This is a genomic window from Streptomyces sp. ME19-01-6 (genome assembly GCF_033793745.1).
GTDB lineage: Bacteria > Actinomycetota > Actinomycetes > Streptomycetales > Streptomycetaceae > Streptomyces.
Genome location: NZ_JARAXF010000007.1, coordinates 311,039 through 333,035 on the forward strand (window position 1 = coordinate 311,039; position 21,997 = coordinate 333,035).

Annotated in this window: 18 protein-coding genes and 5 pseudogenes; 17 read left to right on the forward strand and 6 right to left on the reverse strand. The window is 70.8% G+C overall.

Translation table 11 applies throughout. The features are described 5' to 3' along the window. The first annotated feature begins 38 nt into the window (after window positions 1-38). From guaB to PV419_RS19740, 4 genes are read left to right on the forward strand one after another with little or no spacing between them, the layout of a single operon-like run. Window positions 39-1,205: an IMP dehydrogenase gene (gene guaB, locus PV419_RS19725; RefSeq protein WP_319690694.1), complete on the forward strand. Its 1,167-nt coding sequence runs from the start codon at window positions 39-41 to the stop codon at window positions 1,203-1,205. Then, window positions 1,198-1,785, forward strand: coding sequence for a phosphoribosyltransferase (locus tag PV419_RS19730; protein ID WP_319690695.1), 588 nt, complete (start codon window positions 1,198-1,200; stop codon window positions 1,783-1,785). The genes guaB and PV419_RS19730 overlap by 8 nt, the downstream gene beginning before the upstream one ends. Continuing rightward, window positions 1,782-3,047, forward strand: a complete 1,266-nt coding sequence (locus tag PV419_RS19735) for a UbiD family decarboxylase (protein WP_319690696.1) — start codon at window positions 1,782-1,784, stop codon at window positions 3,045-3,047. Before PV419_RS19730 ends, PV419_RS19735 begins: the two co-directional genes overlap by 4 nt. A gap of 14 nt (window positions 3,048-3,061) precedes the next feature. Then, window positions 3,062-3,562 (forward strand): NUDIX hydrolase, encoded by a 501-nt coding sequence (locus tag PV419_RS19740; protein ID WP_319690699.1) that lies wholly within the window; start codon window positions 3,062-3,064, stop codon window positions 3,560-3,562. Here the strand turns inward: PV419_RS19740 and PV419_RS19745 are convergent. After that, the gene (locus PV419_RS19745; protein ID WP_319690701.1) at window positions 3,549-4,514 is read right to left on the reverse strand and encodes a carbohydrate kinase family protein; all 966 of its coding nucleotides are present in this window, start codon (window positions 4,512-4,514) and stop codon (window positions 3,549-3,551) included. The genes PV419_RS19740 and PV419_RS19745 overlap by 14 nt on opposite strands. A gap of 154 nt (window positions 4,515-4,668) precedes the next feature. Between PV419_RS19745 and PV419_RS19750 the strand changes: the two genes are divergently transcribed. Beyond that, complete coding sequence (locus tag PV419_RS19750; protein ID WP_319690936.1) at window positions 4,669-5,904, forward strand: MFS transporter; 1,236 nt, start codon at window positions 4,669-4,671, stop codon at window positions 5,902-5,904. Window positions 5,905-5,934: 30 nt separating this feature from the next. Continuing rightward, window positions 5,935-6,648, forward strand: coding sequence for an HAD family hydrolase (locus tag PV419_RS19755; protein ID WP_319690702.1), 714 nt, complete (start codon window positions 5,935-5,937; stop codon window positions 6,646-6,648). Window positions 6,649-6,716: 68 nt separating this feature from the next. Here the strand turns inward: PV419_RS19755 and PV419_RS19760 are convergent, their stop codons facing one another. The 3 genes from PV419_RS19760 to PV419_RS19770 all read right to left on the reverse strand — a co-directional run bounded on the left by PV419_RS19760 (window position 6,717) and on the right by PV419_RS19770 (window position 9,817). Further along, complete coding sequence (locus tag PV419_RS19760; protein ID WP_319690704.1) at window positions 6,717-7,583, reverse strand: GDSL-type esterase/lipase family protein; 867 nt, start codon at window positions 7,581-7,583, stop codon at window positions 6,717-6,719. Between the two features lie 34 nt (window positions 7,584-7,617). Next, window positions 7,618-8,700, reverse strand: coding sequence for a rhamnogalacturonan acetylesterase (locus tag PV419_RS19765; RefSeq protein ID WP_319690938.1), 1,083 nt, complete (start codon window positions 8,698-8,700; stop codon window positions 7,618-7,620). A gap of 61 nt (window positions 8,701-8,761) precedes the next feature. Next, a complete protein-coding gene (locus PV419_RS19770) occupies window positions 8,762-9,817 on the reverse strand; it encodes a glycosyl hydrolase 53 family protein (RefSeq protein WP_319690705.1) in 1,056 nt (351 codons plus the stop codon). A gap of 807 nt (window positions 9,818-10,624) precedes the next feature. Here PV419_RS19770 and PV419_RS19775 point away from each other — a divergent pair. From PV419_RS19775 to PV419_RS19785, 3 pseudogenes are all read left to right on the forward strand, one after another. After that, window positions 10,625-12,523: pseudogene (locus PV419_RS19775) on the forward strand (rhamnogalacturonan lyase). A gap of 522 nt (window positions 12,524-13,045) precedes the next feature. Further along, a pseudogene (locus tag PV419_RS19780) lies at window positions 13,046-13,465 on the forward strand (dienelactone hydrolase family protein); the annotation flags it as partial. A gap of 180 nt (window positions 13,466-13,645) precedes the next feature. Continuing rightward, a pseudogene (locus tag PV419_RS19785) lies at window positions 13,646-14,026 on the forward strand (RICIN domain-containing protein); the annotation flags it as partial. An 82-nt stretch (window positions 14,027-14,108) separates the two neighbouring features. On the opposite strand, the gene PV419_RS19790 reads toward PV419_RS19785, so the two are convergent. After that, a complete protein-coding gene (locus PV419_RS19790; RefSeq protein ID WP_319690707.1) occupies window positions 14,109-15,416 on the reverse strand; it encodes an MFS transporter in 1,308 nt (435 codons plus the stop codon). Window positions 15,417-15,487: 71 nt separating this feature from the next. Then, the gene (locus tag PV419_RS19795) at window positions 15,488-16,360 is read right to left on the reverse strand and encodes an NmrA/HSCARG family protein (RefSeq protein WP_319690709.1); all 873 of its coding nucleotides are present in this window, start codon (window positions 16,358-16,360) and stop codon (window positions 15,488-15,490) included. Between the two features lie 174 nt (window positions 16,361-16,534). On the opposite strand from PV419_RS19795, the gene PV419_RS19800 reads away from it, so the two are divergent. From PV419_RS19800 to PV419_RS19835, 8 genes and pseudogenes are all read left to right on the forward strand, one after another. Then, entirely contained in the window at window positions 16,535-17,005 is a 471-nt protein-coding gene (locus PV419_RS19800; RefSeq protein ID WP_319690711.1) for a MarR family winged helix-turn-helix transcriptional regulator, read from the forward strand. A gap of 146 nt (window positions 17,006-17,151) precedes the next feature. Beyond that, a pseudogene (locus tag PV419_RS19805) lies at window positions 17,152-17,579 on the forward strand (hypothetical protein); the annotation flags it as partial. After that, window positions 17,504-18,352 (forward strand): transcriptional regulator, encoded by an 849-nt coding sequence (locus PV419_RS19810; RefSeq protein ID WP_415925332.1) that lies wholly within the window; start codon window positions 17,504-17,506, stop codon window positions 18,350-18,352. The pseudogene PV419_RS19805 and the gene PV419_RS19810, both read left to right, overlap by 76 nt. Before the next feature lie 284 nt (window positions 18,353-18,636). Next, window positions 18,637-18,924 carry a hypothetical protein gene (locus PV419_RS19815; protein WP_319690712.1) on the forward strand — a complete coding sequence of 96 codons (288 nt, stop codon included), beginning with the start codon at window positions 18,637-18,639 and terminating at the stop codon, window positions 18,922-18,924. After that, a complete protein-coding gene (locus PV419_RS19820) occupies window positions 18,834-19,493 on the forward strand; it encodes a phosphotransferase (RefSeq protein ID WP_319690714.1) in 660 nt (219 codons plus the stop codon). The genes PV419_RS19815 and PV419_RS19820 overlap by 91 nt, the downstream gene beginning before the upstream one ends. A 149-nt stretch (window positions 19,494-19,642) precedes the next feature. Next, on the forward strand, window positions 19,643-19,879 hold the full coding sequence (locus PV419_RS19825; RefSeq protein WP_319690716.1) for a hypothetical protein: 237 nt from the start codon (window positions 19,643-19,645) through the stop codon (window positions 19,877-19,879). A 133-nt stretch (window positions 19,880-20,012) separates the two neighbouring features. Beyond that, a complete protein-coding gene (locus PV419_RS19830; protein WP_319690718.1) occupies window positions 20,013-21,230 on the forward strand; it encodes a right-handed parallel beta-helix repeat-containing protein in 1,218 nt (405 codons plus the stop codon). Between the two features lie 30 nt (window positions 21,231-21,260). Next, a pseudogene (locus tag PV419_RS19835) lies at window positions 21,261-21,990 on the forward strand (cytochrome P450); the annotation flags it as partial. Between the last annotated feature and the right edge of the window lie 7 nt (window positions 21,991-21,997).

A 21,997-nucleotide genomic window follows, 5' to 3' on the forward strand; every position in this document is an offset into this window, starting at 1 on the left:
CCGCCCCGCCACCCCAGTTGAGAGGAGCACCTGTCTCGATGCGCGTTAGTGAACCTCCGCGGACCGGGCTGAGTTTCGACGACGTTCTGCTGGTGCCCCAGCGCACCCCGCTGACCAGTCGTCGCCAGGCCGACACCTCCTCGGAGCTGCTGCCGGGCGTCGTGCTGCGCACGCCCGTCATCTCGGCGAACACCCAGTGGTGCACGGGCGACCGGATGGCCGTGGCCATGGCGTTGAACGGTGGTCTGGGCGTGCTGCACCGCATGCAGACGGTGGAACAGCAGCTGGAACACCTGGACGCGGTCAAGGCGCACCGACCCGATAAAGGTGCGGGTGCGGCGCCCGAGGCGACCCGCGCCGTCGACGGCCGACTGCTGGTCGGCGCCGCGGTGGGCGTCTCGGGCGACTGGTGGGAGCGCGCCGAGCGCCTGGTCGAACACGCGGTGGACATCCTCTTCGTGGACGTCGCCCACGGCCACAGCGACCAGGTGATCGAGGCGGTGGCGAAGCTGCGGGCCTCCTACCCCCGTCTTCCGCTGGTCGCGGGGAACGTGGGCACGGCCGCGGGGGTCGTGGACCTCGCCGAGGCCGGCGCCGACGTGGTGAAGGTGGGCATCGGCCCCGGCGGGGTGTGTACGACGCGGCTGGTGGCCGGAACCGGGGTCCCCCAGCTCACCGCGGTCATGGACTGCGCGGCCGCGGCGGCCGAGCGGGGGGTGCGGGTGATCGCGGACGGCGGCATCCGGCAGTCGGGCGACATCGCCAAGTCGCTGGCGGCCGGGGCGCACGCGGTCATGCTGGGCTCCGCGCTGGCGGGGGCCGATGAGAGCGCGGCCACCCCGGTCACCCGGGACGGGCGCTCGTACAAGGTCAGCAACGGGTTTGTCTCCCTGGGCATGAAGCTGACCCTGCGCCACGCGGCCGGCGAGAGGATCACCCGGGAGGAGGTCGACGACTATGTGCCGGAGGGCACGGAGGCGACCTTCGCCGCCACCGGCCCCCTGGCCAGGACGCTTCGCCAGCTCATGGGCGGGGTGCAGTCGGCGATGAGCTATTCGGGGGCTCGGGACATGACCGGCTTCCGGGAGCGCGCCGAGTTCATCCGGGTGACCTCCGCGGGCCGGGCGGAGAACCGTCCGCACGTCCGCGAGCGCGCGGAGCAGATCGACATCGACCACGTCACCCGGGCGGTGGGCGATGAGTGACTCCGGCGCCACGGCGCGCCCCGCGGTGGCCGGTGAGCGGCCCGGTATGTGGTCCCGGCAGGGGCCCTACCTCCTGGACTGGGCCACCTTCGGGGAGTTGGTCGGGGACATCGCCGCCCAGGTACGGGACGAGGGCTTCCGGCCGGACGCGGTGCTGGCGGTGGCCCGCGGCGGTCTCACCCCGGCCGGCTTTCTCACCTGTGCCCTCGATGTGCCCGTCCAGCACACCATCCGCGTGCGCAGGACCGCGGACGACACCCGTTACGCCGCGAAACAGGCGCCGGTCATCGACGTGGGCACACCGCCCGCGCTGGGCCCGGGAGACCGGGTGCTGGTGGTGGACGACATCGTCGGCACCGGCTCCACGGCCGATGTCGTGCTGGCCTATCTGGCGGACGCCGGAGTGGCGCGGTCCGATGTGCGCTTCGCCTCGGTGGTCCGCAATCACCGGTCCGGCTATGTGCCCGACTACTGTCCGGCGGTGATCGACGACTGGATCGTCTTCCCCTGGGAGACCGACCGGGAGAGCACCGCGGACTGCCGACCGCTCCCCGCCACCGCACGGGCGGTGCGCCCATGACGACGGGAGGGCCGCGGGGACTGCCCGGCCACGGTCTCGTCCCGGTGGGGAGCGCGGCCGAGGTGTCCCTCCCCGCCTGTTACGACGCGGTGGACCTGTACACCTGTGACGCCCCGCTCAGCGGCCGGGTGGAGGTGGCGCGCACCCTCGCGGAGTTCGAGACAGCCCTGGGCACGCGTCCGACGACGGTGTTCACACGCGTCGTGGAGCGCCCGGGCGGCCGGGTGCTCGGGCACCCGTATCCGCGGGCGGTGCTGCTCGCCGCGCTCGGCACCACCGAGGAGAAGCGCCTGGAAGAGATGTCGGAGCGGCTGGCGGGGCCCGCGCATGCCCTGCGCGAGGCTCAAGGCGACGGCTCGCGCGAGGAGTTGGGCGATCTGCTGTACGCCCTGCCGATCCTGCAGCATCGCCCGGGAGACGCCGGCCCGTACATCACCGCGGGCGTGGGGGTGACGACCCGGCCCGACGGCAGCGGCGTCAACCTCGGCTTCTACCGCATCCAGGTGGTCGCGCCCGATGAGGTCCGTATCTTCCTGGACCCGCGCACCGACGGCCACCGCAATCTGCGGGCCTGGCTGGAGACCGGGCGACCGATGCCCATCTCGGTGTTCCTGGGCGCGGATCCCGCCATCTGTGTGGTGGCGGCCTCACGGCTGCCCGCCGAGGGCGACGACTACGAGATCGCCTCGCGTCTGCTGGGGCGTCCGCTCGGACTCGGCGGCAACCCTCCGGTGCCGGACGACGCCACCCATGCCATCGAGGGGCACGTCCTGGCCAGGGACGAAGTCGAGGGGCCTTTCGGCGAGTTCAAGGGCTATTACGCGGAGGCCCGGCGCAGCAATGTGATGACCGTCAGCAAGGTCACCGCCGTGCCCGGGGCGCCGTTCCCCACCATCGTGGCGGGGGCCACCTCGGGTCTGACCCTGATGAGCTTCCAGAACGAGTATCTGATGTACGCACACCTGCGTGGTCAAGGTCACCATGTGCGCTCGGTACGCTACTCGCTCAAGGCCAGGGGGGAGTTCGTGGCGTATATCGAGTCCGACGAGCCCAGCCAGGAGCTCGTCACGGAGGCGATGGCGTTCGATGTGCGCTCGAAGGTGATCATCTGCGGCCCGGACCTGTCGAATCCCGGGCAGGCGCTGGCCACCTACGGATTCACCACGCGGACGGAGCCGTATCACCGCAAGGGACGGGTGGAAGGGGAGCGCGTGGGCCTGGCCTTGGTCATTCCGCCCGAAGGGCGGCCCACCGAGTACTGAATGAGGACATCAGCATGAGCCGTTTCGACCGTGTGCTGCCCGCCGCCCTGTTGGTGGTGCCGGGGCCCGGCCGTACCGTGACCTTCGTCCACCAGCTCAAGGGGCCGTACGCCGGGAGCTGGCTGCTGCCGGGCGGGGGTATCGAGCCGGGCGAGGCAGCGCAGGAAGCGGCGCGGCGGGAGGCCCACGAGGAGACCGGCATCCTCGTGGACTCCTGTTCGCTCTTCGCCGTCTATGAGTTCACCGGCAAGTGGGAGCAGGGCAACTACCACTTGCTGATGTTCGCCTGCCTGGCCGACCGCGCGTACGAGCTGCCCGAGGGCTTCTCGGGGCACAACGTGGGCGAGGTCCGGCAAGGCAGGGTCGACGATTTCCCGATGCACTCCACGGACCTGAAGATCCTCACCGATGCCGGGCTCGCGTCGTACGACCACGAGGTCATCGCGCGCGCCCTCGCCGAGGACGGCATCACCATGCGCGCGCACCGGGTGGCGTCCACGGTCAGGTGCGGCTGACGCTCGCCGCGCGGACGAGGGCCGGCGACAGGGAGTGACAGGTGCTCTGCGGGCACGCGATGGTCACCCGGGCCGCGCGCAGCCCATGGGCCAGGGCGTCCCGCGGCGTCTGGCCGGCCACCAGGGCGACGACGAAGGCCGAGGCCAGCGCGTCGCCGGCGCCCGTGTCGTCGGTGCACACGCCCGGTTCGGCCGGGAGGTGCACCGGCCGGGGGTCGGTCGCGGTCGCCAGGGCCGCCCCGCGGGCGGCGTCGGTGACCACGACCACCCCCGGCCCCCGGCGCAGCAGCTGACCGGCCCGCTCGGCGGGCCGGGCCGGCGCGCCGGGGCCCTGTCCCAGCAGGGCGCCCGCCTCCTTGGTGTTGAGGACCAGCACGTCGTAGCGGGACAGCAGATGGGCGCGCGGCCCGAAGTCGGCCTGCCGGGTGGGCAGGCAGCACACCGGGACGGCGTGCTGCCTGGCCTGTTGCGACACCCACACCAGCAGGTCCTCGTCGAGCCCGCCCTCCATCACCACCGCCCCCGCCGTGGCGATGCGCGCGGCCAGCTCCGGACCGCGCAGCGCCTTTCCCAGGGCGGGGTCGGGGAGGGCGATGCTCGAGGATATCTGCGACCCGTGGGCGTCCAGCGTGACGTCGAACCGTCCGACGCCGTCGGCGACGCGTCGTACGTGGAGGGCGACGCCCAGCCGGGCCAGGGCGCCCTCCAGCTCCGCCGCGTCCGCGCCGAAGCCGGACAGGCCGGCGAAGGTGACCGGGTGGCCGAGCCGGGCCGCGTTCGTGGCGACATTCCGGCCGACGCCGCCGTGGTGCCGCTCCATGGACCACACCGTTTCGCCGCGGCCCGCTCCGCGCTCGAACTGCCCCGCGGCGAAAACCTTACGGTCCATCACCAGAGAGCCCAGCACAAGAATGCCGGAGCGCGGCACGGACCCTTCTTCTGCTGCCACCATGTCGAGCGATACCCCCTGAGTTTCCACCCGATGTATGTCGTTGGCCGACTCGTTGAGCCACTCGTTGACCGACAAGGAAAGGTTTTGCCCCATGGACAGGAAGAGCGACACCACTGATACCGCTGAAGCAGGGATTCCGGAATCCGGTGAGCAAATGCGCCATGCCTATTGGTGGCATTTCGCTTTAATTTACCTGTCGGGCGTCATGGCTGCCACCAGCATCGGCAGAATCACCCCCGTATCCATTGACCTCGAGAACGACTTGGGGCTCTCGCTGGGACAGGTGGGCCTGGTCGCGTCCTCGGTCACCGCGGTGGCCGCCGTGCTGGGGCTGGCCGTGAGCGTCGCGTTGCGCCCCCTGGACCCGCGGCGGACGCTGATCGGCGGCCTGGTGGTGATGGGGCTCGCGGGGCTGCTGGTCTCCCGGGCCGGCGGGTTTCCGCTGCTGCTCGGCGGGCGGCTGGTGGAGAGCGTGGGCTATGTGGTCGTCGTGATCGCCGCCCCGGTGCTGATCCTGGGGCTCGGCGACGACGAGCGCCGCACGGTGGCGCTGGCGATCTGGGGCACCTTCATGCCGGTGGGACTCGCGCTGGGCGCGTTCGGCGGCGGGCTGCTGTCCGGCGGGTTCGGCTGGCGTACATCGCTGGCGGTCGCCGCGGCGGTCACCCTCGCGATGGCCGCCGCCGCGCTCCGCCTGCCCGGGGCCGGCGCCCGGGAGGCCGGACCGGAGGCGGAGGGACCGGCCGGCCGGGCGACGGTGACGGAATCCCACGACGGCGCCAAAGACCGAGACGGCACCGGCGACCGGTGGGCGCGCGCCCGCAGGCTGGCCCGCCCGGTCGCGCTCGGCGCCGGCTTCGCCACCATCAGCGCCACGATCGTCACGTTCGTCGCGCTGTACCCCACCTATCTGCACGACGAGTTCGACATTCCCACGGCGGCGGCCGGAACGCTCACCGGAAGCGTGTCCTTCGCCGGGGTGGCGGGGGGCTTCGCGGCGAGTGTGCTGCTGCGCCGCGGGGTGCGGATGAAGTACCTTTTCACGGCTGCCCTGTTGATGCCGGCCGGCGCCTTCGCGGCGTTCGGGTCGACGGGCGGGCTGGGCATCTCCATGACCAGCGCGGTACTGATCGCGGTCACCAACGAGTTGGTCGTCGCCACCGTCTTCGCGGCCCTCCCCCTCGTGGTGAGGACCAGCGCCGACGTCGGTGTCGCCAACGGCGTGGTGGCCCAGCTCGGCAGCGTCGGATCGCTCGCGGGACCACCGCTGGTGGGCCTGGTCGTCACGGCGGCGGACGGGTGGTGGGCGGTGGGTCCGACGCTGCTGGTGGGGTGCGCGGTCGGCGTCGTCCTGCTGCGCGCCGCGGTGGGCACGGGACAACAGGTGTGACCGGTTCGGGCGGGAAGGGCGAGGAGCAGCATGACCATCAAGTACGTCGTCTTCGACTGGGCGGGGACGCTCACTCCCTGGCACACGGTGGACCTGCCGGGCATCTGGCTGGAGACCGCGCGCGAGATCACCCCGAACGGCGCGCCGGACCTCGCCCAGCGGCTGTTCCAAGCCGAGCGTGAGCTGATGGCCCGCTGCCGGGACACGCAGTGCTCGGCCACCCTCGACCAGGTGTTCCGCGCCGTCGACGTGGTCCCGGACGACACGGCGATCGCGGCCTACCGACGGGCCTGGGAGGAGCACACCTACCTCGACCCGGACGGCGCGGAGCTGTTGCGCACCCTGCGCGAGCGGGACCTGGGGGTCGGCGTGCTCTCCAACACCCTGTGGTCGGCCGACTGGCACCACGAGATCTTCGAGCGGGACGGCGTCCACGACCTCATCGACGCCGCGGTCTACTCCAGCGAGGTGCCCTGGACCAAGCCCAATCCGCTCATCTTCGAGCTGATCGCCGAGCGGCTGGGCGCCGAGGACCCCGGTGCGTGCGCGTTCGTCGGCGACCGGCTCTTCGAGGACATCCACGGTGCGCGGCAGGCCCGTATGCGCACCATCTGGGTGCCCCACAGCGACATCCCCGAGGAAGAGCTCGGATCGGACGCGGCGGAGCCGGACGCCACCGCGCACACCCTCAAGGACGTGCTGACGGTGCTCGACTCCTGGGCGGCGCGGCGGCCCGCCCGCTGACCGCGCCCGTCGCCGGCTCGCAGAGCTTCAGCAGGTCCGGGGCTGGGAGGTGGAGTACGGGATGTCGCCTACTTGAGATACGCGGCGAGCGGCAAATTCTGGCGGCGCACGTCACCAGTGACGAGCCCGGCGATCCGCTGCGCACCGTATGTTTCGAAGTGCGTGTGGTCGTTGCAGAAGAAGGCGCCCACAGGACCCGATTCGTAGTCGCCGTTGTTCGGGCAGAAGCGCAGGCTGTTGTAGAGCGACACGCTCAGCGTCTGCAGGTCGATGACCGGCGCCCCGGTGGCGGCTCCGGCCGCGAAGGTCTCGGTGACGAAGCCGCGGTTCTTGGTCGCCGTGCCGCCGGAACAGGTGATGGCCGCCACCGGGGTAAGCAGCACCGGGTGCGCGCCCCGGGCCAGGGCGGCCTGCACCATCGTGGTCATCAGCTGTCGGTACCGGGCCGAGCCGACGTGCCGGGGACAGGTCGAGGAGGAGTCGTTGATGCCGAACTGGATGAAGAGGTAGTCGCCTGCCTTCATCCCGGTGCTCGCGTTCAGCATCGCCTGCCAGCGTGACGAGTACGTATTCGACGTGAGGCGGCACTCGCCGTCCGAGCCCTTGGTGGGGCTCACGTTCGACTCGTACAGCCAGGTCTGGATGGAGCGGCCTCCCACTGCTTGGTTCTTGACGGTCACGTCGCTGTTGAACAGGGCGTCGAACTGGCTGCCCCAGCCGACCGGGCAACGGGCGGCGCCCGGGTCGGCCATGGTGGAGTCGCCGGCCAGCCACACGGTGACCGGTGCGGCCGCCGCTCGTGCGGACGGGGCCTCGGTGCGCGAGGCGCCGACGCAGTCAGCCGCGGCGCCGTCGGCCGCCGAGGCGGCACTGACACCGAAGGTCGACAAAGCGATCAGCAGCGCGGTCGTGATGAGTGTCCGTAAGTTCTTCATCGTGTCCCTCCCAGGGACGAACGCCGCGCGTCGGTCAGCGCAGGTACGCGGCCAGGGACAGGTTCTGTTCTCGGACGCTCTGGAGCAGCAGCCCACCCATCTGGGTTGCGCCGTACTGCGAGAAGTGGGTGTTGTCCGTGACGCCGTCGACGGCGGAGCGGAGGAAGAGCTGTGCGGAGGCGGACGGGCCGAGGGACTCGACCAACGCCTTGCTCTTGGCGGTCAGATCGATCACGGGCGCCCCCTGCGCCGCACCGACCGCGCGCATCTCGGCAGGCAAGTTCACGCCGACACCGTTGACGTGCAGGGCCGTGGACGTGAGCCGGTTGCCCTCGAAGAGCCGGCGGACCGGTGGGGTCACCAGCACCGGGACGCCGCCCTTGGCGCGGACCCGCGTGATCATGGTGGTGAGGTTGTTCCGGTAGGCGGACGCGCTGGTCTGCTTGTCGTTGTGGCCGAACTGGAGGAAGACGGGGTCGTTCGCCTTGACCTTCGACAGCAGCGCCGGGAAGAGCGCCGAGTTGCTCAGGAAGCTTCCCGAACTTTCGCCGGAATCGCCGTAGTTGGCGATGACCGCGCCGGGACGCACCGCAGTCGTGATCATTTGGCCCCATCCGGTGTACGGGGCAGCCGGCTGGTCGCACACGGTCGAGTCGCCGGCCAGGTAGGCGACCAGCGGCTGGGTCGCCGGCTTCACCGAGACGGCTGAGACCTGCGGGTTGGAGCCCGTGAACCGGATGTCCAGACCGGGGTTTCCAGTGCCGCCCTGACCGGTCGGCTGCCCCTCCGGCTGGCGCACGTTGACCGTGAACGAGTACGTGGCGACGGCACCGGCCGCCGTCCTCGTCGCCGGAAGCATCAGGCGCCGGGCCTCCACCCACATCTCCGTCTGCCCGGCCAAGGCGCCACCGATGGAGACCGTCACGTCGTAGTTGCCCGGTGAGACCGAGTAGTGACAGGTGATCGGCGAGGTGCCGGAACAGCCGGCCGGCAGAGCCCGCGGCGCGGCAGCAGCGGTATGCGCCGCACCGGTGCCGGCCAGCGCAGCGAGGGCCAGGAGGCCCGCTGCTCCCAGCCGGGCGCCACTCCTACCGCGGCGCCGTAAGGCCATGCTCATTGCAATCACTGGTCCCATCCTTGACGACCGAATGTGCGGGTTGACGTCCACGGCCCATCGTTCAGGCCTGCGTGAAGCCGTTCATGATGACGGTTGGCCGCTTGGTGGAGGAGTCCCAGGCGCCCATGTTGTAGCCGGTGAAGGGGGACATGCACTCCGGCTCCCAGTAGAAGATGCCCTGTCCTCCGTTGGCCTTCAGCGCCTTGATGTAGGCGACCAGCGCGGCCTGAGTGGAGGAGGCCCGGTCCACCCGACCGCCGAACTCGCTCTGCAGGAACGGCTTGCCGTAGGCGTCGGAGATCTTCCGCATGTTCGCCACGATGCCGGAAGCGACATCGGCGCTGCCGTAGGAGGAGAACACCGACATGTCCCACTTGCCGCCGTTGGCCGCGAAGCGGCTGAAGAACGTCGTCATCACGTCGTACTTCTGCGGCTGGGCCAGGTGGATGCACACCGTCGAGCTCGGCGAGACCGCCTTCACCTGGGTGTACGCCGCGTTGAGCAGCCCGGTCATCTGCGCCGGGCTGGAGACGCTGCCGACCGGACGGCATATTCCGCTGTTGATCTCGTTGCCGATCTGCACCCAGGCGGGCAGCACATCGTTGTTCTTCATGACCGTCATGGTCTGGTTCACGTAGGTGCTCATCGCGGTGAGCATCTGGCTGTAGCTCATGTTCTTCCAGGCGGCGGGCGGGTTCTGCACACCGACGGAGTTCCAGGTGTCGCCGAACATGTAGTCGAGCATGATCGACATTCCGGCGGCCTTGACCCGCTTGGCGAAGGCGGCGACCTCGTTGATGCCGCAGTGCCCGTTGGCCGGGTCGCTGGACGGGTTGAGGAACGTACGCAACCGGACCGCGGTGATGCCGTACCCCTTGAGAATGGTCAGCAGGTCCTGCGTCTGACCACTCGCGTTCTTCCAGGAGTAGCCGCGCGCCTCCATCTGGGGCACCCAGCTGATGTCGACGCCCTTGACGAAACCCGCGGCGGCCTCGGCCGGCGTCTCGAGTTCGGCGAAGGCGGCCGCCGTGGCGATCGCCCCGGCGGTCACGGTGGTGGCCTTGAGCAGCGTCCGGCGGCTGATCTGTCCGGAACCGGACGCGTGGGTCGTGGACATGTCACTCCTTTCCGTCCGTCGGCCGCACGCAGGACGTCGGGGCCGGTGGACAGCTGGTCATCGAGGGTGGACTTTCCCAGCGAATGGCGCAGATGAGTGCGGCGGTCGGCCGTGCAGGGAAAGGTGATGGAGGCGGGTGCCTGCGCAGTCCAGCCCGGTTAGCGGTTGCGCTCCCCGGGCCGCGCCGAAGTCGGTGCGGCGCCCCATTGCGCCGCGGTCCCCTGGTACCCGGGGTCGCAGGTGTTCATCTGGCATGACAGCGAACCTCCTTGGCGCGACAACAATCAACGCGGCGGCACCTGGTGAGCGACGTGTGGGCCGGGGAACGAGCCACCCCGCCCTGGCAGCCACTCCCCTGCGGCCACGTGGTCGTGGTGCCTCCGCGCCGCGGACTACGCCCGACCGACCGGCGGCGCCAGCCGACTCAGAGCGAGCCGAGCGCCGTCGATCATTACCCGATCGGCTTTGTGAACGCTCCCAGATTAAGCGTGCGTTTGCGGGCAACAAGACACGTACTGACTTGCTCAGCTGGCATTTCGATGGCCAGCTGACTGGGATCGCTCCCAAGACGGCCCTAGGCGCATCACGCAGTTTCCAGGTCGGGCTGCCGACTGTCAATCAGTACGCACGGCCAAAGTCACGAATCCAAACACGGCCGAACATCAGACCCCGACAGAATCCTTGACGGCACATCAGCGTCTTCCTACGCTCCTGCGGGAGCGCTCCCACACATGCCTGAGTGAACGATCACCCTCCTGCCCTGCCGGCGACACGGCGTTCACTCGCCCCCACGCATCGGAGGTCATCATGACCGACGCGCCCTGGCGCCCCGGCACCACGCCGCGACCGTGGAGATCGAGAAGCCGGCCGAGCAGCCGGCTGATCGGCGGCATCACCGCCGCTGCCGCCCTGGCTGTCTCAGCACTGACCGGCCTGCCACAGACCGCGCACGCCGCGACCGCGCAACAGGTGGAACACCTCGACCGAGGGCTGACCAGCACCCACACCAGCAGCGGGAACCTGGTGTCATGGCGGTGGTTGGCCACCGATCCGTCCGATGTGGCGTTCAACGTCTACCGGGGTGGCACCAAGCTCAACTCCTCGCCCGTCACCGCCTCGACCAACTACTTCGACTCCGGCGCCCCGGACTCGGCCGACTACACGGTGCGCGCGGTCGTGAACGGCACCGAGCAGGCCCCCTCCGAGCACGCGTTCCAGTTCCGCACCGGCTGCAAGGACGTTCCCATCACCCCGCCCACCGGCGGCACCACCCCGGACGGGGTGTCGTACACCTACGAGGCCAACGACGCCTCCGTCGGCGACCTCGACGGCGACGGGCAACTGGACTTCGTCCTCAAGTGGCAGCCGACCAACGCCAAGGACAACTCCCAGTCCGGCTACACCGGAAACACCTACCTCGACGGCATCAAGCTCGACGGCACCCGCCTGTGGCGCATCGACCTCGGGTGCAACATCCGCTCCGGCGCGCACTACACGCAGTTCCAGGTGTACGACTACGACGGTGACGGCAAGGCCGAGGTAGCCATGAAGACGGCCGACGGCACGAGGGACGGCACCGGCGCGGTGATCGGCAGCTCGTCCGCCGACTACCGCAACTCCAGCGGCTACGTCCTGTCCGGCCCGAGTTCCTGACCATGTTCAACGGCCAGACCGGCAAGGCGATGCAGACCGTCGACTACACTCCGGCCCGCGGCACCGTCTCGTCCTGGGGCGACTCGTACGGCAACCGCGTCGACCGCTTCCTCGCCGGAACTGCCTATCCGGACGGCGCTCGACCCTCCCTGATCATGGCGCGTGGCTACTACACACGCACGGTCATCGCCGCCTGGGACTGGCGGAACGGCGCCTTCACCCGCCGCTGGACCTTCGACACCAGTTCCTCCGCCAACAGCGGCAAGGGCTACGACGGTCAGGGCAATCACAGCCTGTCGATCGCAGACGTCGACGACGACGGCAAGGACGAGATCGTGTACGGCGCGATGACCGTCGACGACAACGGCGGCGGCCGGTGGACGACCAGGCTCGGCCATGGCGACGCGGGCCACGTGGGCGACCTCAACCCGTCCCGAGCGGGCTTGGAGTACTTCAAGGTCTCCGAAGACTCCTCGAAGCCCGGATCCTGGATGGCCGACGCGCGCACCGGCCAGATCCTTTGGCGGACGGCCTCGGGCGCCGACAACGGCCGCGGCGTCGCCGCCGACGTCTACGCCGGCAGCCCGGGCGCCGAGGCATGGTCGGCCTCCGACACCACCCTGCGCTCGGCGACCGGGGCCTCCCTGGGCCGGGAGCCGTCCAGCATCAACTTCCTGTCGTGGTGGGACGGCGACACCGTCCGCGAACTCCTCGACGGCACCCGCATCGACAAGTACGGCACCTCCGGCGACACCCGCCTGCTGACCGGATCGGACGTCCGCTCCAACAACGGCACCAAGTCGACCCCCGCACTGTCCGGGGACATCCTGGCCGACTGGCGCGAAGAAGTCGTCTGGCCCACCACCAACAACCGCGCCCTGCGCATCTACAGCACGCCTCACCCGACCAACACCCGTATCACCACACTGCTCCACGACACCCAGTACCGCACCGCGCTCGCCTGGCAGAACACCGCCTACAACCAGCCCCCGCATCCCAGCTTCTTCATCGGCGGCAACATGCCCACCCCACCCCACCGTTTACACACCCTGAGCACCAGCGATCGTTCCAGTTCACAACATTGGGTTCGACGGCAGGACGGCGGGTGTCATGCGCACGCAGTTTCGTTAGCTCCTGTGCACGGCGCGGACTTCCGTAGACACGGCAAAGGCAAGGAGGAACCAGACAATGCACTCGAATATCACCGATGTCCCGGCGCCCGAAGGCATCTCGACCAGCCAGGCGAGACCTTGTTCGAGGAACACGATGGTCAAGCTGAGGGCGGCCGTGGTTGCGGCAGTGACCGGCCTGATCGCTGCGCTGGTCTCGATCCAGCCGGCGTCGGCGCAATCGGCGTCGGCCAAGGGCAACCCGTACGAGCGAGGCCCGGCCCCCACGGTGAGCAGCGTCGCGGCCCAAAGGGGAACGTTCGCCACCGCGGAGATGAACGTATCCCCCGGTAACGGCTTCAACGGCGGGAAGATCTACTACCCGACCGACACCAGCCTGGGCACTTGGGGTGCGGTCGCGGTCGTACCCGGCCACACCGCCCGGTGGGACGCCGAAGGCGCCTGGATGGGGCATTGGCTCGCCTCCTTCGGGTTTGTCGTCATCGGCATCGACACCAACAGCCCCAACGACTACGACACCGCCCGAGGAACCCAGTTGCTCGCCGCCCTGGACTACCTCACCCAGAAGAGCCCGGTGCGCGACCGAGTCGATCCCAACCGGCTGGGAGTGATCGGCCACTCCATGGGCGGCGGCGGCACCATCAGCGCGGCCGAACGGCGGCCATCGCTGAAGGCCGCCGTCCCGCTCGCGCCCTTTTCTCCCTCGCAGGACCTGTCCACCCTGCGGGTACCGACGATGATCATGGGCGCACGGGACGACGGCACGGTCACCCCGTCCTACCTCGACGGCCTCTACGCCCGCGTGCCGGCCAGCACACAGAGCGCCTTCATCGAGCTCACCAGCGGCGGCCACGGTTTCCCCACACGGGGGAACTCGAACGTGACGCGCCGCATGATCCCCTGGCTCAAGATATTCATCGACAACGACACCCGCTACACCCAGTTCCTGTGCCCCTCACTGGCGGACTCCAGCAACATCTCCAGGTCCCGGACCAAGTGCCCGTACGTGCCGCCGGGCGACACGACCCCGCAGCCGCCGAGCGGCGGGCAGGTCGTCGGCGCCGGCTCCGGACGCTGCCTGGACATGCCGAACTCGTCCCGGACCAACGGCACCCAGGTCCAGCTGTGGGACTGCTCGGACAGGTCCGGCCAGAAGTGGACGCGCACCGACGCCGGGGAACTGCGCGTGTACGGCAACAAGTGTCTGGACGCCGAGGCCTCGGGAACGTCTGCCGGCACGCGGGTCGTCATCTGGGACTGCCACAGCGGGCAGAACCAACGGTGGAACGTCAACGCGAACGGCACGATCACCAGCGCCCGGTCCGGCCTGTGCCTGGACGCGTACAACGCCGGCACCGACAACGGTACCCAGCTGGTTCTGTGGAACTGCAACGGCGGGTCCAACCAGCGGTGGGCCCTCGAATAAAACAGGCAGAAGCCAGCTCTTGCAGGAAATCAAGGCGAAGTGCCGGGAACTCCCCGGTACTTCGCTCACCACCCAGTGGCGCTCATGCCGGTGCCCCGGCAGCGAGGGACGCGTCGGACGTCGCCACTGTGCGGGGCAGGTCGCGCTGGGTACGCACGGGGCCCAGCGCGAGGATCAGCCAGCAGGGCGCGAACAGGGCCGTCATGATCCACATGGTGGGGCGGAGGCCGACGAGGTCGCCGAGGAGTCCGCCGAGCAGGGAGCCGAGCGGAATGGTGCAGTGGTTCAGGACCATGGCCGTCGCGACGACCCGCCCCAGCAGGTGGGGCGGGCAGTAGCTCTGCCGGAAGCTGCCCACCACCACGTTGCACGCAACGATCCCCACCCCCACCATGCACGCTCCGACCGCGAAGAGCAGCAGGCCGGCCCCCGGTGCGGTCAGGGGCAGGAGCAGCACGAAGGGGCTGGTGAGCGCCAGCATGACCAGCATGCCGCGGGCGGTCCCGAAGCGTCGGCCGACGGGGCCGGCCAGCGAGGCGCCGAGGATTCCGCCGAGGCTGCCCACCATGATCAGGGCACCGACGGTGGCGGGGGTCGCATGGACCGTGCGCACCAGGAACGCGACCTGGACCGCCTGATAGCCCATCAGCGCCAGGTTGGCCACGGCGCCGAAGGTCACCATCGGCCGCAGATAACGGTCGCGGGTGACGAAGCCAAAACCTTCGCGTATCTGTCGGCGCAGCGTGACCTCGGGCGCGGGGGGCGCCGGGTCCGGTTCACGGACCCGCAGCATGGTCAGGCACACGGTGGAGAGGACAAAGGTCATCGCGTCGATCAGCAGTCCGAGGACCGCGCCGAACGCCTGGGCGATCAGGCCGGCGGCTCCGCGGCCGACCACCTGTGTGCCGGACTCGCTGCCCTGGAGTTTCGCGTTTCCCTCGAGCAGGTCGCGGCCGTGGAGCACGACGGGTATGTACGCGTGGTACGCGGTGCTGAAGAACACCGTCGCCACTCCGCACACCACCGCCACCACCAACAGGTGGGGATAGGTGAGCGCGTCCAGCCAGGCGGCGAGGGGAACGCTCGCGTACATGACGGCCGAGACGAGATTGCTGGCGATCATGATGGGCCGCTTGCGGAGCCGGTCCACCCAGGCGCCGGCCGGTAGCCCTATCACCAGCCACGGCAGCCAGACGGCCGCGGTGAGCAGGCCGATGGCGAACGTGTCGGCCCGTAGTACCACCACCGCTATCAGGGGCAGCGCCACGGTGGTGATGCTGCTGCCGAGCCCACTGGCGGTCTCGCCCGTCCACAGCAGCCGGAAGTCCCTTTGTCTGAGCACCCCGAAGCGGCGGCCCTCGGCGACCGCGGCATGACTCGTCGTGTCCATGATCGCGCATCATGCCACGCGAGGCCCTGGCCAAGGCTCGCCCTATTCGCCGCAGGGCGCCTGAACAGGCGTCAGATCTCCCACGCACGGTCGCCGGCCCACTTCTCCATGGTGTGCCAGCCGACCTCGGGGTAGTCCCGGCGCAGTCCGTCGATGTCCACGTCCAGCCCGGTCTCCTGGAAGTAGCGGAACATGGCGGCCAGGTCGCCCGAGTAGCTCTCGGCGACCGCCAGCGGCACCTCCCGGTAGCGGATATCGCGACCGCTCGCGGCGCCGATCGCCTCGGCGATCTGCTCGGGTGTGCGCCACTGCGAGGCGATGTCGATCCGGCGCCGGGCGAACTCCGCGGGGCGACTCAGCGCCAGGGCCGCAAAGGCGCCGATGTCCCTCGCGGCGATCACCGGCAATGGGCGCCCGGGCGGCATGGGCAACGCGAAGACACCCTCGCGGAGGGATTGCACGGTCCAGTCGTTCGCGTAGTTCTCCATGAAGACGCCGGGGCCGATCACCGTCCACGGCACATCGAGGGTGGCGAGGTGTCGCTCGATCCGCCACTTGCTCTCGAAGTGCGGGATGCCCGTGGACCGGTCGGCGTTGGCGGCGGAGGTGAACACGATGTGCCGCACCCCGACGGTGGCCGCCGCGTCCAGCAGGGCGGTCCCTTGGCGCACCTCGGCGGTGAGGTCGCTGCCGAACGGCGTGGACATCGCGAAGAGCGCCGCGGTGTCGGTGAGCGCGGCGGTCAGGGATGCCTCGTTGTCGAAGTCGGCCCGGACCACATCAGCGCCGAGCGCGCGCAGTTCGGCGGCGGCGGGTGTGGCGGGATCGCGGGTGAGCGCGCGGACCGGACGGCCGAGGTGGAGCAGTGCGCGGGCCGCGGCACCGCCTTGGGCACCGGTGGCGCCGGACACGGCCACCGGGAGTGCTGGATTTATCTGCGTCATGCAGAGAACGTACGACACATTGACTGCGCGACGCAAATATTTATCCGACGAACCGCTGACCGGAGGGCGGCGACTAGGATGCCTGCGTGGCGCAGTGGACGGGGGCGCATCGTCCGCGCCCCTGCATGGGACGCGCCGCACGGAGACGCAGACGAGGCGCGGGAGGCCCTGCCGATGGCACGTGAAGACCTGCTGGCACAGCTGCGGTCGGAGTCCCGGCGCTATTTGGCCTCGTACATCCTGTTCAACCAGGCGGTGGCGGACCATCTCAGGATGCACCCCACCGACCTGCAGTGCCTCAACCTCCTCACGCTCGAAGACGGTCCGGTCACCACCGGGCGGATCGCCGAGCTGACCGGGCTCACCAGCGGTTCGGCCACCCGGCTGGTCGACCGGCTGGAGAAGGCGGGCCAGGTCACCCGCCGCCGGGACGAGCGGGACCGGCGGCGGGTCCTGGTGGAGGTGGTGCCCGGGGCGCTGGAGCGGTTCGGCGCCGTGTGGCGGGAGTTGGGCGCAGGCTGGGAGGAGCTGTTCCACGAGGACAGCGAGGCCGATCTCGCCGTACTGCTGCGCCACATGCGGCGAACCACCGAACTGGGGCGCCACCAGATGGCCCGGCTCGCCGAGCGGTCCGCCGCGGACTGACCCGACCGGGCCGCGGGCCCTACTACGAACGCCCCGTCGGTTCGGAGCATTGCCCGATTTCCCTCCCTTGGGCTGAACCGTGCGTAACCTCGCCGTCACTGGCGAAACGCCGCCGGTGCGACACGGCCACGCTGGAGGGGAGCCGCATGCCCGGAATCGACGAGTGTCTGCTCGAAGCCACGACGGTGAACGGGGCGCGCGGAGCGGCCGTCATCGAGTGGCCCAGCGGACTCGCGCTCGGCGTGGTCGGCGAGACACGTGACGACGACCCCGAGACCACCGCCGCGGAGACCGCGGAACTGGCCCGTTTGGCCGCCGAGCAGGCCGCGTTCGCCGCGTTCGTCGACAGGGACACAGCCGAGGACGGCGACACGGAGGCAGATGCGGCCGAGGTGGCCGGGCTGCGCCCGTGGAGGACGTCATCGTCACCACCCGTACCTGCTACCACCTGCTGCGCTTCGTCGACACGGCCTTCGGCAGCGGCGTCTTCTTCTATCTGTGGCTCGACCGCCGGGAGGGAAATCCGGCGCTCGCCCGGATGCGGCTGCGCGATCTGGCCCAGCGGCTGGCGCTCGTGGAGATCCGGCAGAGCCCACCGCCCGCCTCGCCGAGCTCGCCGCCGAGCGGGCCGGCGGCGCCCTGCTGTACGGCGCGGGCACGCTGTATCTGGTCGAGGGCCAGGTGGTACATGCCGAGAGCCCCTCGGCGCCCGGCATCGATGTGCTGCTCACCGCCTGCGGGCGGCTCACCGGCGGCTCCTGGCGGGAGGCGGTCGACCGGAGGGGCGCGCTCGGCGGCGTCGGCCGGTTCCACGTCGGCAGCGGCCGGCTGTCGGACGCGGAGCTGGAGATCTGCCACCTGGGCACGCTGTTCGACGCCGCCCATCTCGCGCTGGGCCCCGGCAGCGGACCGCGCGGCTTCTACCGGGGCGCGGCCCACTGGCTGGGCCCGGTGCGCCCGGTGGGCGCGGACACGGTGGAGCGAGAGACCCGGTGCCGCCACGAACCGCTCGCCGGCCTGTGGCCGTATCCGCAGGTCGACCAGGAGCCCGTGGTGGCCAGCCGCCCCGATGCGCACGCCCCGCCCGTCACCCGCCGCCAGCGCGCGGTGCCGGCACTCGCCGACGGTGTCCGCACGCCCACCGGAATCGCCCGGGCGCTGGGCCGCCCCGCCTTTCACACTCTCATCGACATGCGGCGGCTGGCGGCCGCCGGACACGTGGCGACACCCCGGCCCCGCACTCCCGGGCCGCCGACCGCGGGCCGCGGTCCCCTCGCGGCCGCCTTCGCCGAACCCGACGCCACCTTGCTGCGTCGGCTCCGTGACGACTTGGAGGCACACCTGTGATTCCCCCGATCGCCCCGGCCGCCCCGTGCGCGGTGTCATGAGGCGCACCCTGCGGCGGCGCACGGAGAGGAAGCACCTGATCGCCGCCGAACCCGAGGTGCCGGCGTCGCCCATGTGACCGGCGCCCTGGCCGCCACCAGCGACGGCCAGGTCCTGGCGCACGACACGGCCGCCGCGGCGCTCAAGGCCGCGGGGGTCGCCGACGCGGACGCCGCGCGCTGCACACCGCTGTCCGGCGGCACCTACAACACCGTGGTACGCGTCGACCTCGACGACCACCGGCAGTGGGTGGTGAAGATCCCCCGCCCCTGGAGACACCTACACTCGGCTACGAGCACGAACTCCTGCGGGGCGAAGTGGGCTTCTACACCTCGGCGGCCACGGCGGCGGACATCCCGGTCCCCGAGGTCGTGTACGGCGAACTCGACCCGCACGCGGTCAGCAGGCCCTATCTGATCAGCACCCTGCGCCCCGGCACGCCATGGCATGCGATCTCCGGGACGATCCCGACGACGAGCGCCGTCGGCTCAGGATTGAGCTCGGACGGCTGGTGGCCCGGCTCCCCACCGTGACCGGAACCGGCTTCGGCTACCCCGCCGAGCCCTTCGGCCGGAGTACGGCGACCTGGCGGCAGGCCTTCACGGCGATGGCGGACGCGGTGCTCGACGACGCCGGACGCTACCGGGTCCGGCTGTCCGTGCCACCGGACCGCGTCAGGGAGATGTTCGCCGCGGCGGCGGGCGTACTCGACGACGTGGTCCGGCCCACCCTGGTCCCTTTCGACCTGTGGGAGGGAAACCTGCTGCTCGACGGCGAGGCGGGGGCCCGAACCCTCAGCGGCGTCATCGACGGCGAGCGGATGTTCTGGGGCGACCCGGTGGCGGACTTCGTCTTACTGGCGCTGTTCGGAAACGTGGAGGACGACGCGGACTTCCTGTCCTCATACGCCGGTCGCCCATCCGCCGCGCTTCGACGGGTCCGTACGGCTGCGGCTGGCGCTCTACCGCGCCTGTCTCTCCCTGATCATGCTGGTGGAGACGGTGCCCCGGGGCTATCCGCCCGAGGAGTCGGCCCGTACCCGGCGGTATGTGACTCCGCAACTCCTGACGGCGCTGCGGGACTGGAGGCGGCTCGCGCCTGAGACCACAGCGGTGTCCCCCATGAGCCCGTCCCTCGCGGCCTCGGGCAGCCGCGCGGGCCCGGACCGGCGTACCGCGGCGCCGCCCCAGGTGCGAGGCTTGGAGGAGACGCCACTCCTTGGCGACCACGCACCCGGGAGGAGGGCCCGAGATGATGAACCACACCCCCGAGCAGGGTCCCGCAACCCGCCCGAGCACCTTGGACACGCAGAGCGAGGAAGATCGGCTGCGGCTGCTGGAGACGCATGTGCAGACCCTGGCGGACGCGGTCCGGGCGCTCGCCCAGGGCCTGGAGAACATCCCGACACAGGACGACGCCCTGGCCGCGGAGGCGGCGGCCCGCGGCGCCCGGCTGGCCCATGAGCTGCTGCTCTCGCAGGGCCTGTAGACGCGGCGCGGGCACGCGCCCGCCCCCGCGCTCGTCGCCCCGGGCCCGGAGGCAACCTGGCGGCCCCGGGGCGGCAACCTATCGGGCCGGGGCGGCGACGTAGAGCCGGAGGCCAGGACGGACCGGTGAAGGGATGGGCCCAGTGAAGGTCAACAAAGCCGTGACGGTGCTGCTCGGCGCGGTGTCCATGGCGGCGGTGAGCGCGCCGCGGGCATTACCCGCCGCGCCTGCCGCCGCCGAGGCGCGGCAGATCGTCGTGGCCGTCGGCGGGCACGACACCGGCGCGGGCACCCTGGAGGACCCGCTGGCCACCCTTCAGGCGGCGGTGGACCGAAGCGGGCCCGGAGACACCATCGCGGTCCGCGGCGGTACCTACGAGCTGACCGACAACGTCACCATCGCCACCTCCGGCACGGCGGGCAGCCCCATCACGCTGACCAACTACTCCGGTGAACGCGTCGTCCTCGACGGTGAGCGGCTGCCCGCCAGCCACACCCCCGTCGGCGGCTCCATCCCCCGGGCCGAGCGCGGGGCCATCCATCAGGAGGCCTCGTACTGGCGGATCCGGGGGCTTGAGATCATCCACGGGCCGTACGGGATCTACTGCGCCGGCTGCAACGACAACGAGTTCACCGGGCTGACCACACGGGACAACTACGAGTCCGGTTTCCAGCTCCAGGGCGCCTCCAGCCGCAACCTGATCGCCAGTCTCGACTCGTACGGCAACCGCGACCCGCGCAAGAACGGCGAGAGCGCCGACGGCCTGGCCATCAAGGAGGGCCAGGGCGAGGGCAACCGGGTCCGCGGCGCCCGGCTGTGGAACAACGCGGACGACGGCTTCGACGCCTGGGAGTTCACCTCCCCGATCGCCATCGAGAACACGATCGCCTACGGCAACGGGTTCAACCGGTGGAATTTCCCCGACTTCACCGGTGACGGAAACGGTTTCAAGATGGGCGGCGGTGGCGACGTGGACCCGCCCGCCGACCACTCCCTGCGCAACGCCATCGCCTTCGGCAACGCGGCACACGGCGTCACGGACAACGGCAACCCGGGCACCCTCGCCATCTCCCGCACCACCACCTACCGCAACGGCGGCAGCGGCTTCCGGACGGACCGGTCGCGCGCCACGCTCACCGCGAACCTCTCGCTGCTGGACGCCGAGCCGGTCCGCCTCGGCAGCTCCACCTCCAAGGGCAATTCCTGGGACCTGGGCGGGGTGTGGAACGAGAGCTCGGTACTGAGCACCGACCAGGCGAAGATCACCGGCCCGCGCGCGGCGGACGGCTCGATCCCGTCCTCGGCCTTCCTCGTCCCCCGCGACGGCTCGGCCCTCGGCGCCCGCTTCTGACCCCACGCCGGTCAGGCCCGGTGTGAGCGCATGGGATACGGGGCACGCAAGATCGAGCGAGCGGCGGACCCGGGCGGCTGCCCGGTGCGGCAGGGCCCCGACGAGGTCTGGCAGGTGCGCGGATACGCGGAGGCGCGCGCCGTGTTGCGCAGCACCGACAATCCGGCGGCCGGTGCTGTACCGGGACGGCCCCGAGCACCGTGAACACCGGCGGCAGACCGCCCGGTTCTTCACACCGCGCCGCGTCGACAAGCGCTACCGCGAGGTCATGGTCGCCGCGTCCGTGATCGGTCTGACGGAGAGCCGGCCCGGCCAGACGCCCGGCCGTGCGGGCCCGCCGCCGGCGCCGCCGGGACGATCTGATCTCCCATCTGCTGGTCGAGGGGTGTTCGGCCGGGGAGATCCTCGGCGAGTGCCTCACCTTCGCCGCGGCGGGGATGGTCACCACCCGGGAGTTCATCAACGTCGCGGCCCGGCACCTGTTCGCCGACGACGCGCTGCTCGGGCGGTACCGGGCCGCGGACGAGCCCGGCCGGATCGCGATCCGCCCCGGCCGCCCCCTGGCCGAGGGCGCCGGGGCGGCCGGCCTGTCCTTCGGCGACGGCCCCCACAAGTGTCCCCCTCCCACATCGCGATCCTGGAGACGGACATCTTCCTCAGCCGTCTGTTCGCGCTGCCCGGCATCCGGATGGCGACCCCGCCCCGGGTCGGCTTCAAGGACGGGACAGGCGGCTACGAGCTCCGCAGCTGCACCGTCGAGTGCCGGC

What these genes read in the sequence shown, in the direction of transcription:
- guaB (WP_319690694.1), top strand. Translation starts at nt 39, where the DNA reads ATGCGCGTTAGTGAACCTCCGCGGACCGGGCTGAGTTTCGACGACGTT.
- PV419_RS19750 (WP_319690936.1), top strand. Translation starts at nt 4,669, where the DNA reads ATGCGCCATGCCTATTGGTGGCATTTCGCTTTAATTTACCTGTCGGGC.
- PV419_RS19825 (WP_319690716.1), top strand. Translation starts at nt 19,643, where the DNA reads ATGATGAACCACACCCCCGAGCAGGGTCCCGCAACCCGCCCGAGCACC.
- PV419_RS19730 (WP_319690695.1), top strand. Translation starts at nt 1,198, where the DNA reads ATGAGTGACTCCGGCGCCACGGCGCGCCCCGCGGTGGCCGGTGAGCGG.
- PV419_RS19755 (WP_319690702.1), top strand. Translation starts at nt 5,935, where the DNA reads ATGACCATCAAGTACGTCGTCTTCGACTGGGCGGGGACGCTCACTCCC.
- PV419_RS19765 (WP_319690938.1), bottom strand. Translation starts at nt 8,700, where the DNA reads ATGAGCATGGCCTTACGGCGCCGCGGTAGGAGTGGCGCCCGGCTGGGA.
- PV419_RS19760 (WP_319690704.1), bottom strand. Translation starts at nt 7,583, where the DNA reads ATGAAGAACTTACGGACACTCATCACGACCGCGCTGCTGATCGCTTTG.
- PV419_RS19800 (WP_319690711.1), top strand. Translation starts at nt 16,535, where the DNA reads ATGGCACGTGAAGACCTGCTGGCACAGCTGCGGTCGGAGTCCCGGCGC.
- PV419_RS19735 (WP_319690696.1), top strand. Translation starts at nt 1,782, where the DNA reads ATGACGACGGGAGGGCCGCGGGGACTGCCCGGCCACGGTCTCGTCCCG.
- PV419_RS19770 (WP_319690705.1), bottom strand. Translation starts at nt 9,817, where the DNA reads ATGTCCACGACCCACGCGTCCGGTTCCGGACAGATCAGCCGCCGGACG.
- PV419_RS19830 (WP_319690718.1), top strand. Translation starts at nt 20,013, where the DNA reads ATGGGCCCAGTGAAGGTCAACAAAGCCGTGACGGTGCTGCTCGGCGCG.
- PV419_RS19795 (WP_319690709.1), bottom strand. Translation starts at nt 16,360, where the DNA reads ATGACGCAGATAAATCCAGCACTCCCGGTGGCCGTGTCCGGCGCCACC.
- PV419_RS19820 (WP_319690714.1), top strand. Translation starts at nt 18,834, where the DNA reads ATGGCATGCGATCTCCGGGACGATCCCGACGACGAGCGCCGTCGGCTC.
- PV419_RS19745 (WP_319690701.1), bottom strand. Translation starts at nt 4,514, where the DNA reads ATGGTGGCAGCAGAAGAAGGGTCCGTGCCGCGCTCCGGCATTCTTGTG.
- PV419_RS19790 (WP_319690707.1), bottom strand. Translation starts at nt 15,416, where the DNA reads ATGGACACGACGAGTCATGCCGCGGTCGCCGAGGGCCGCCGCTTCGGG.
- PV419_RS19740 (WP_319690699.1), top strand. Translation starts at nt 3,062, where the DNA reads ATGAGCCGTTTCGACCGTGTGCTGCCCGCCGCCCTGTTGGTGGTGCCG.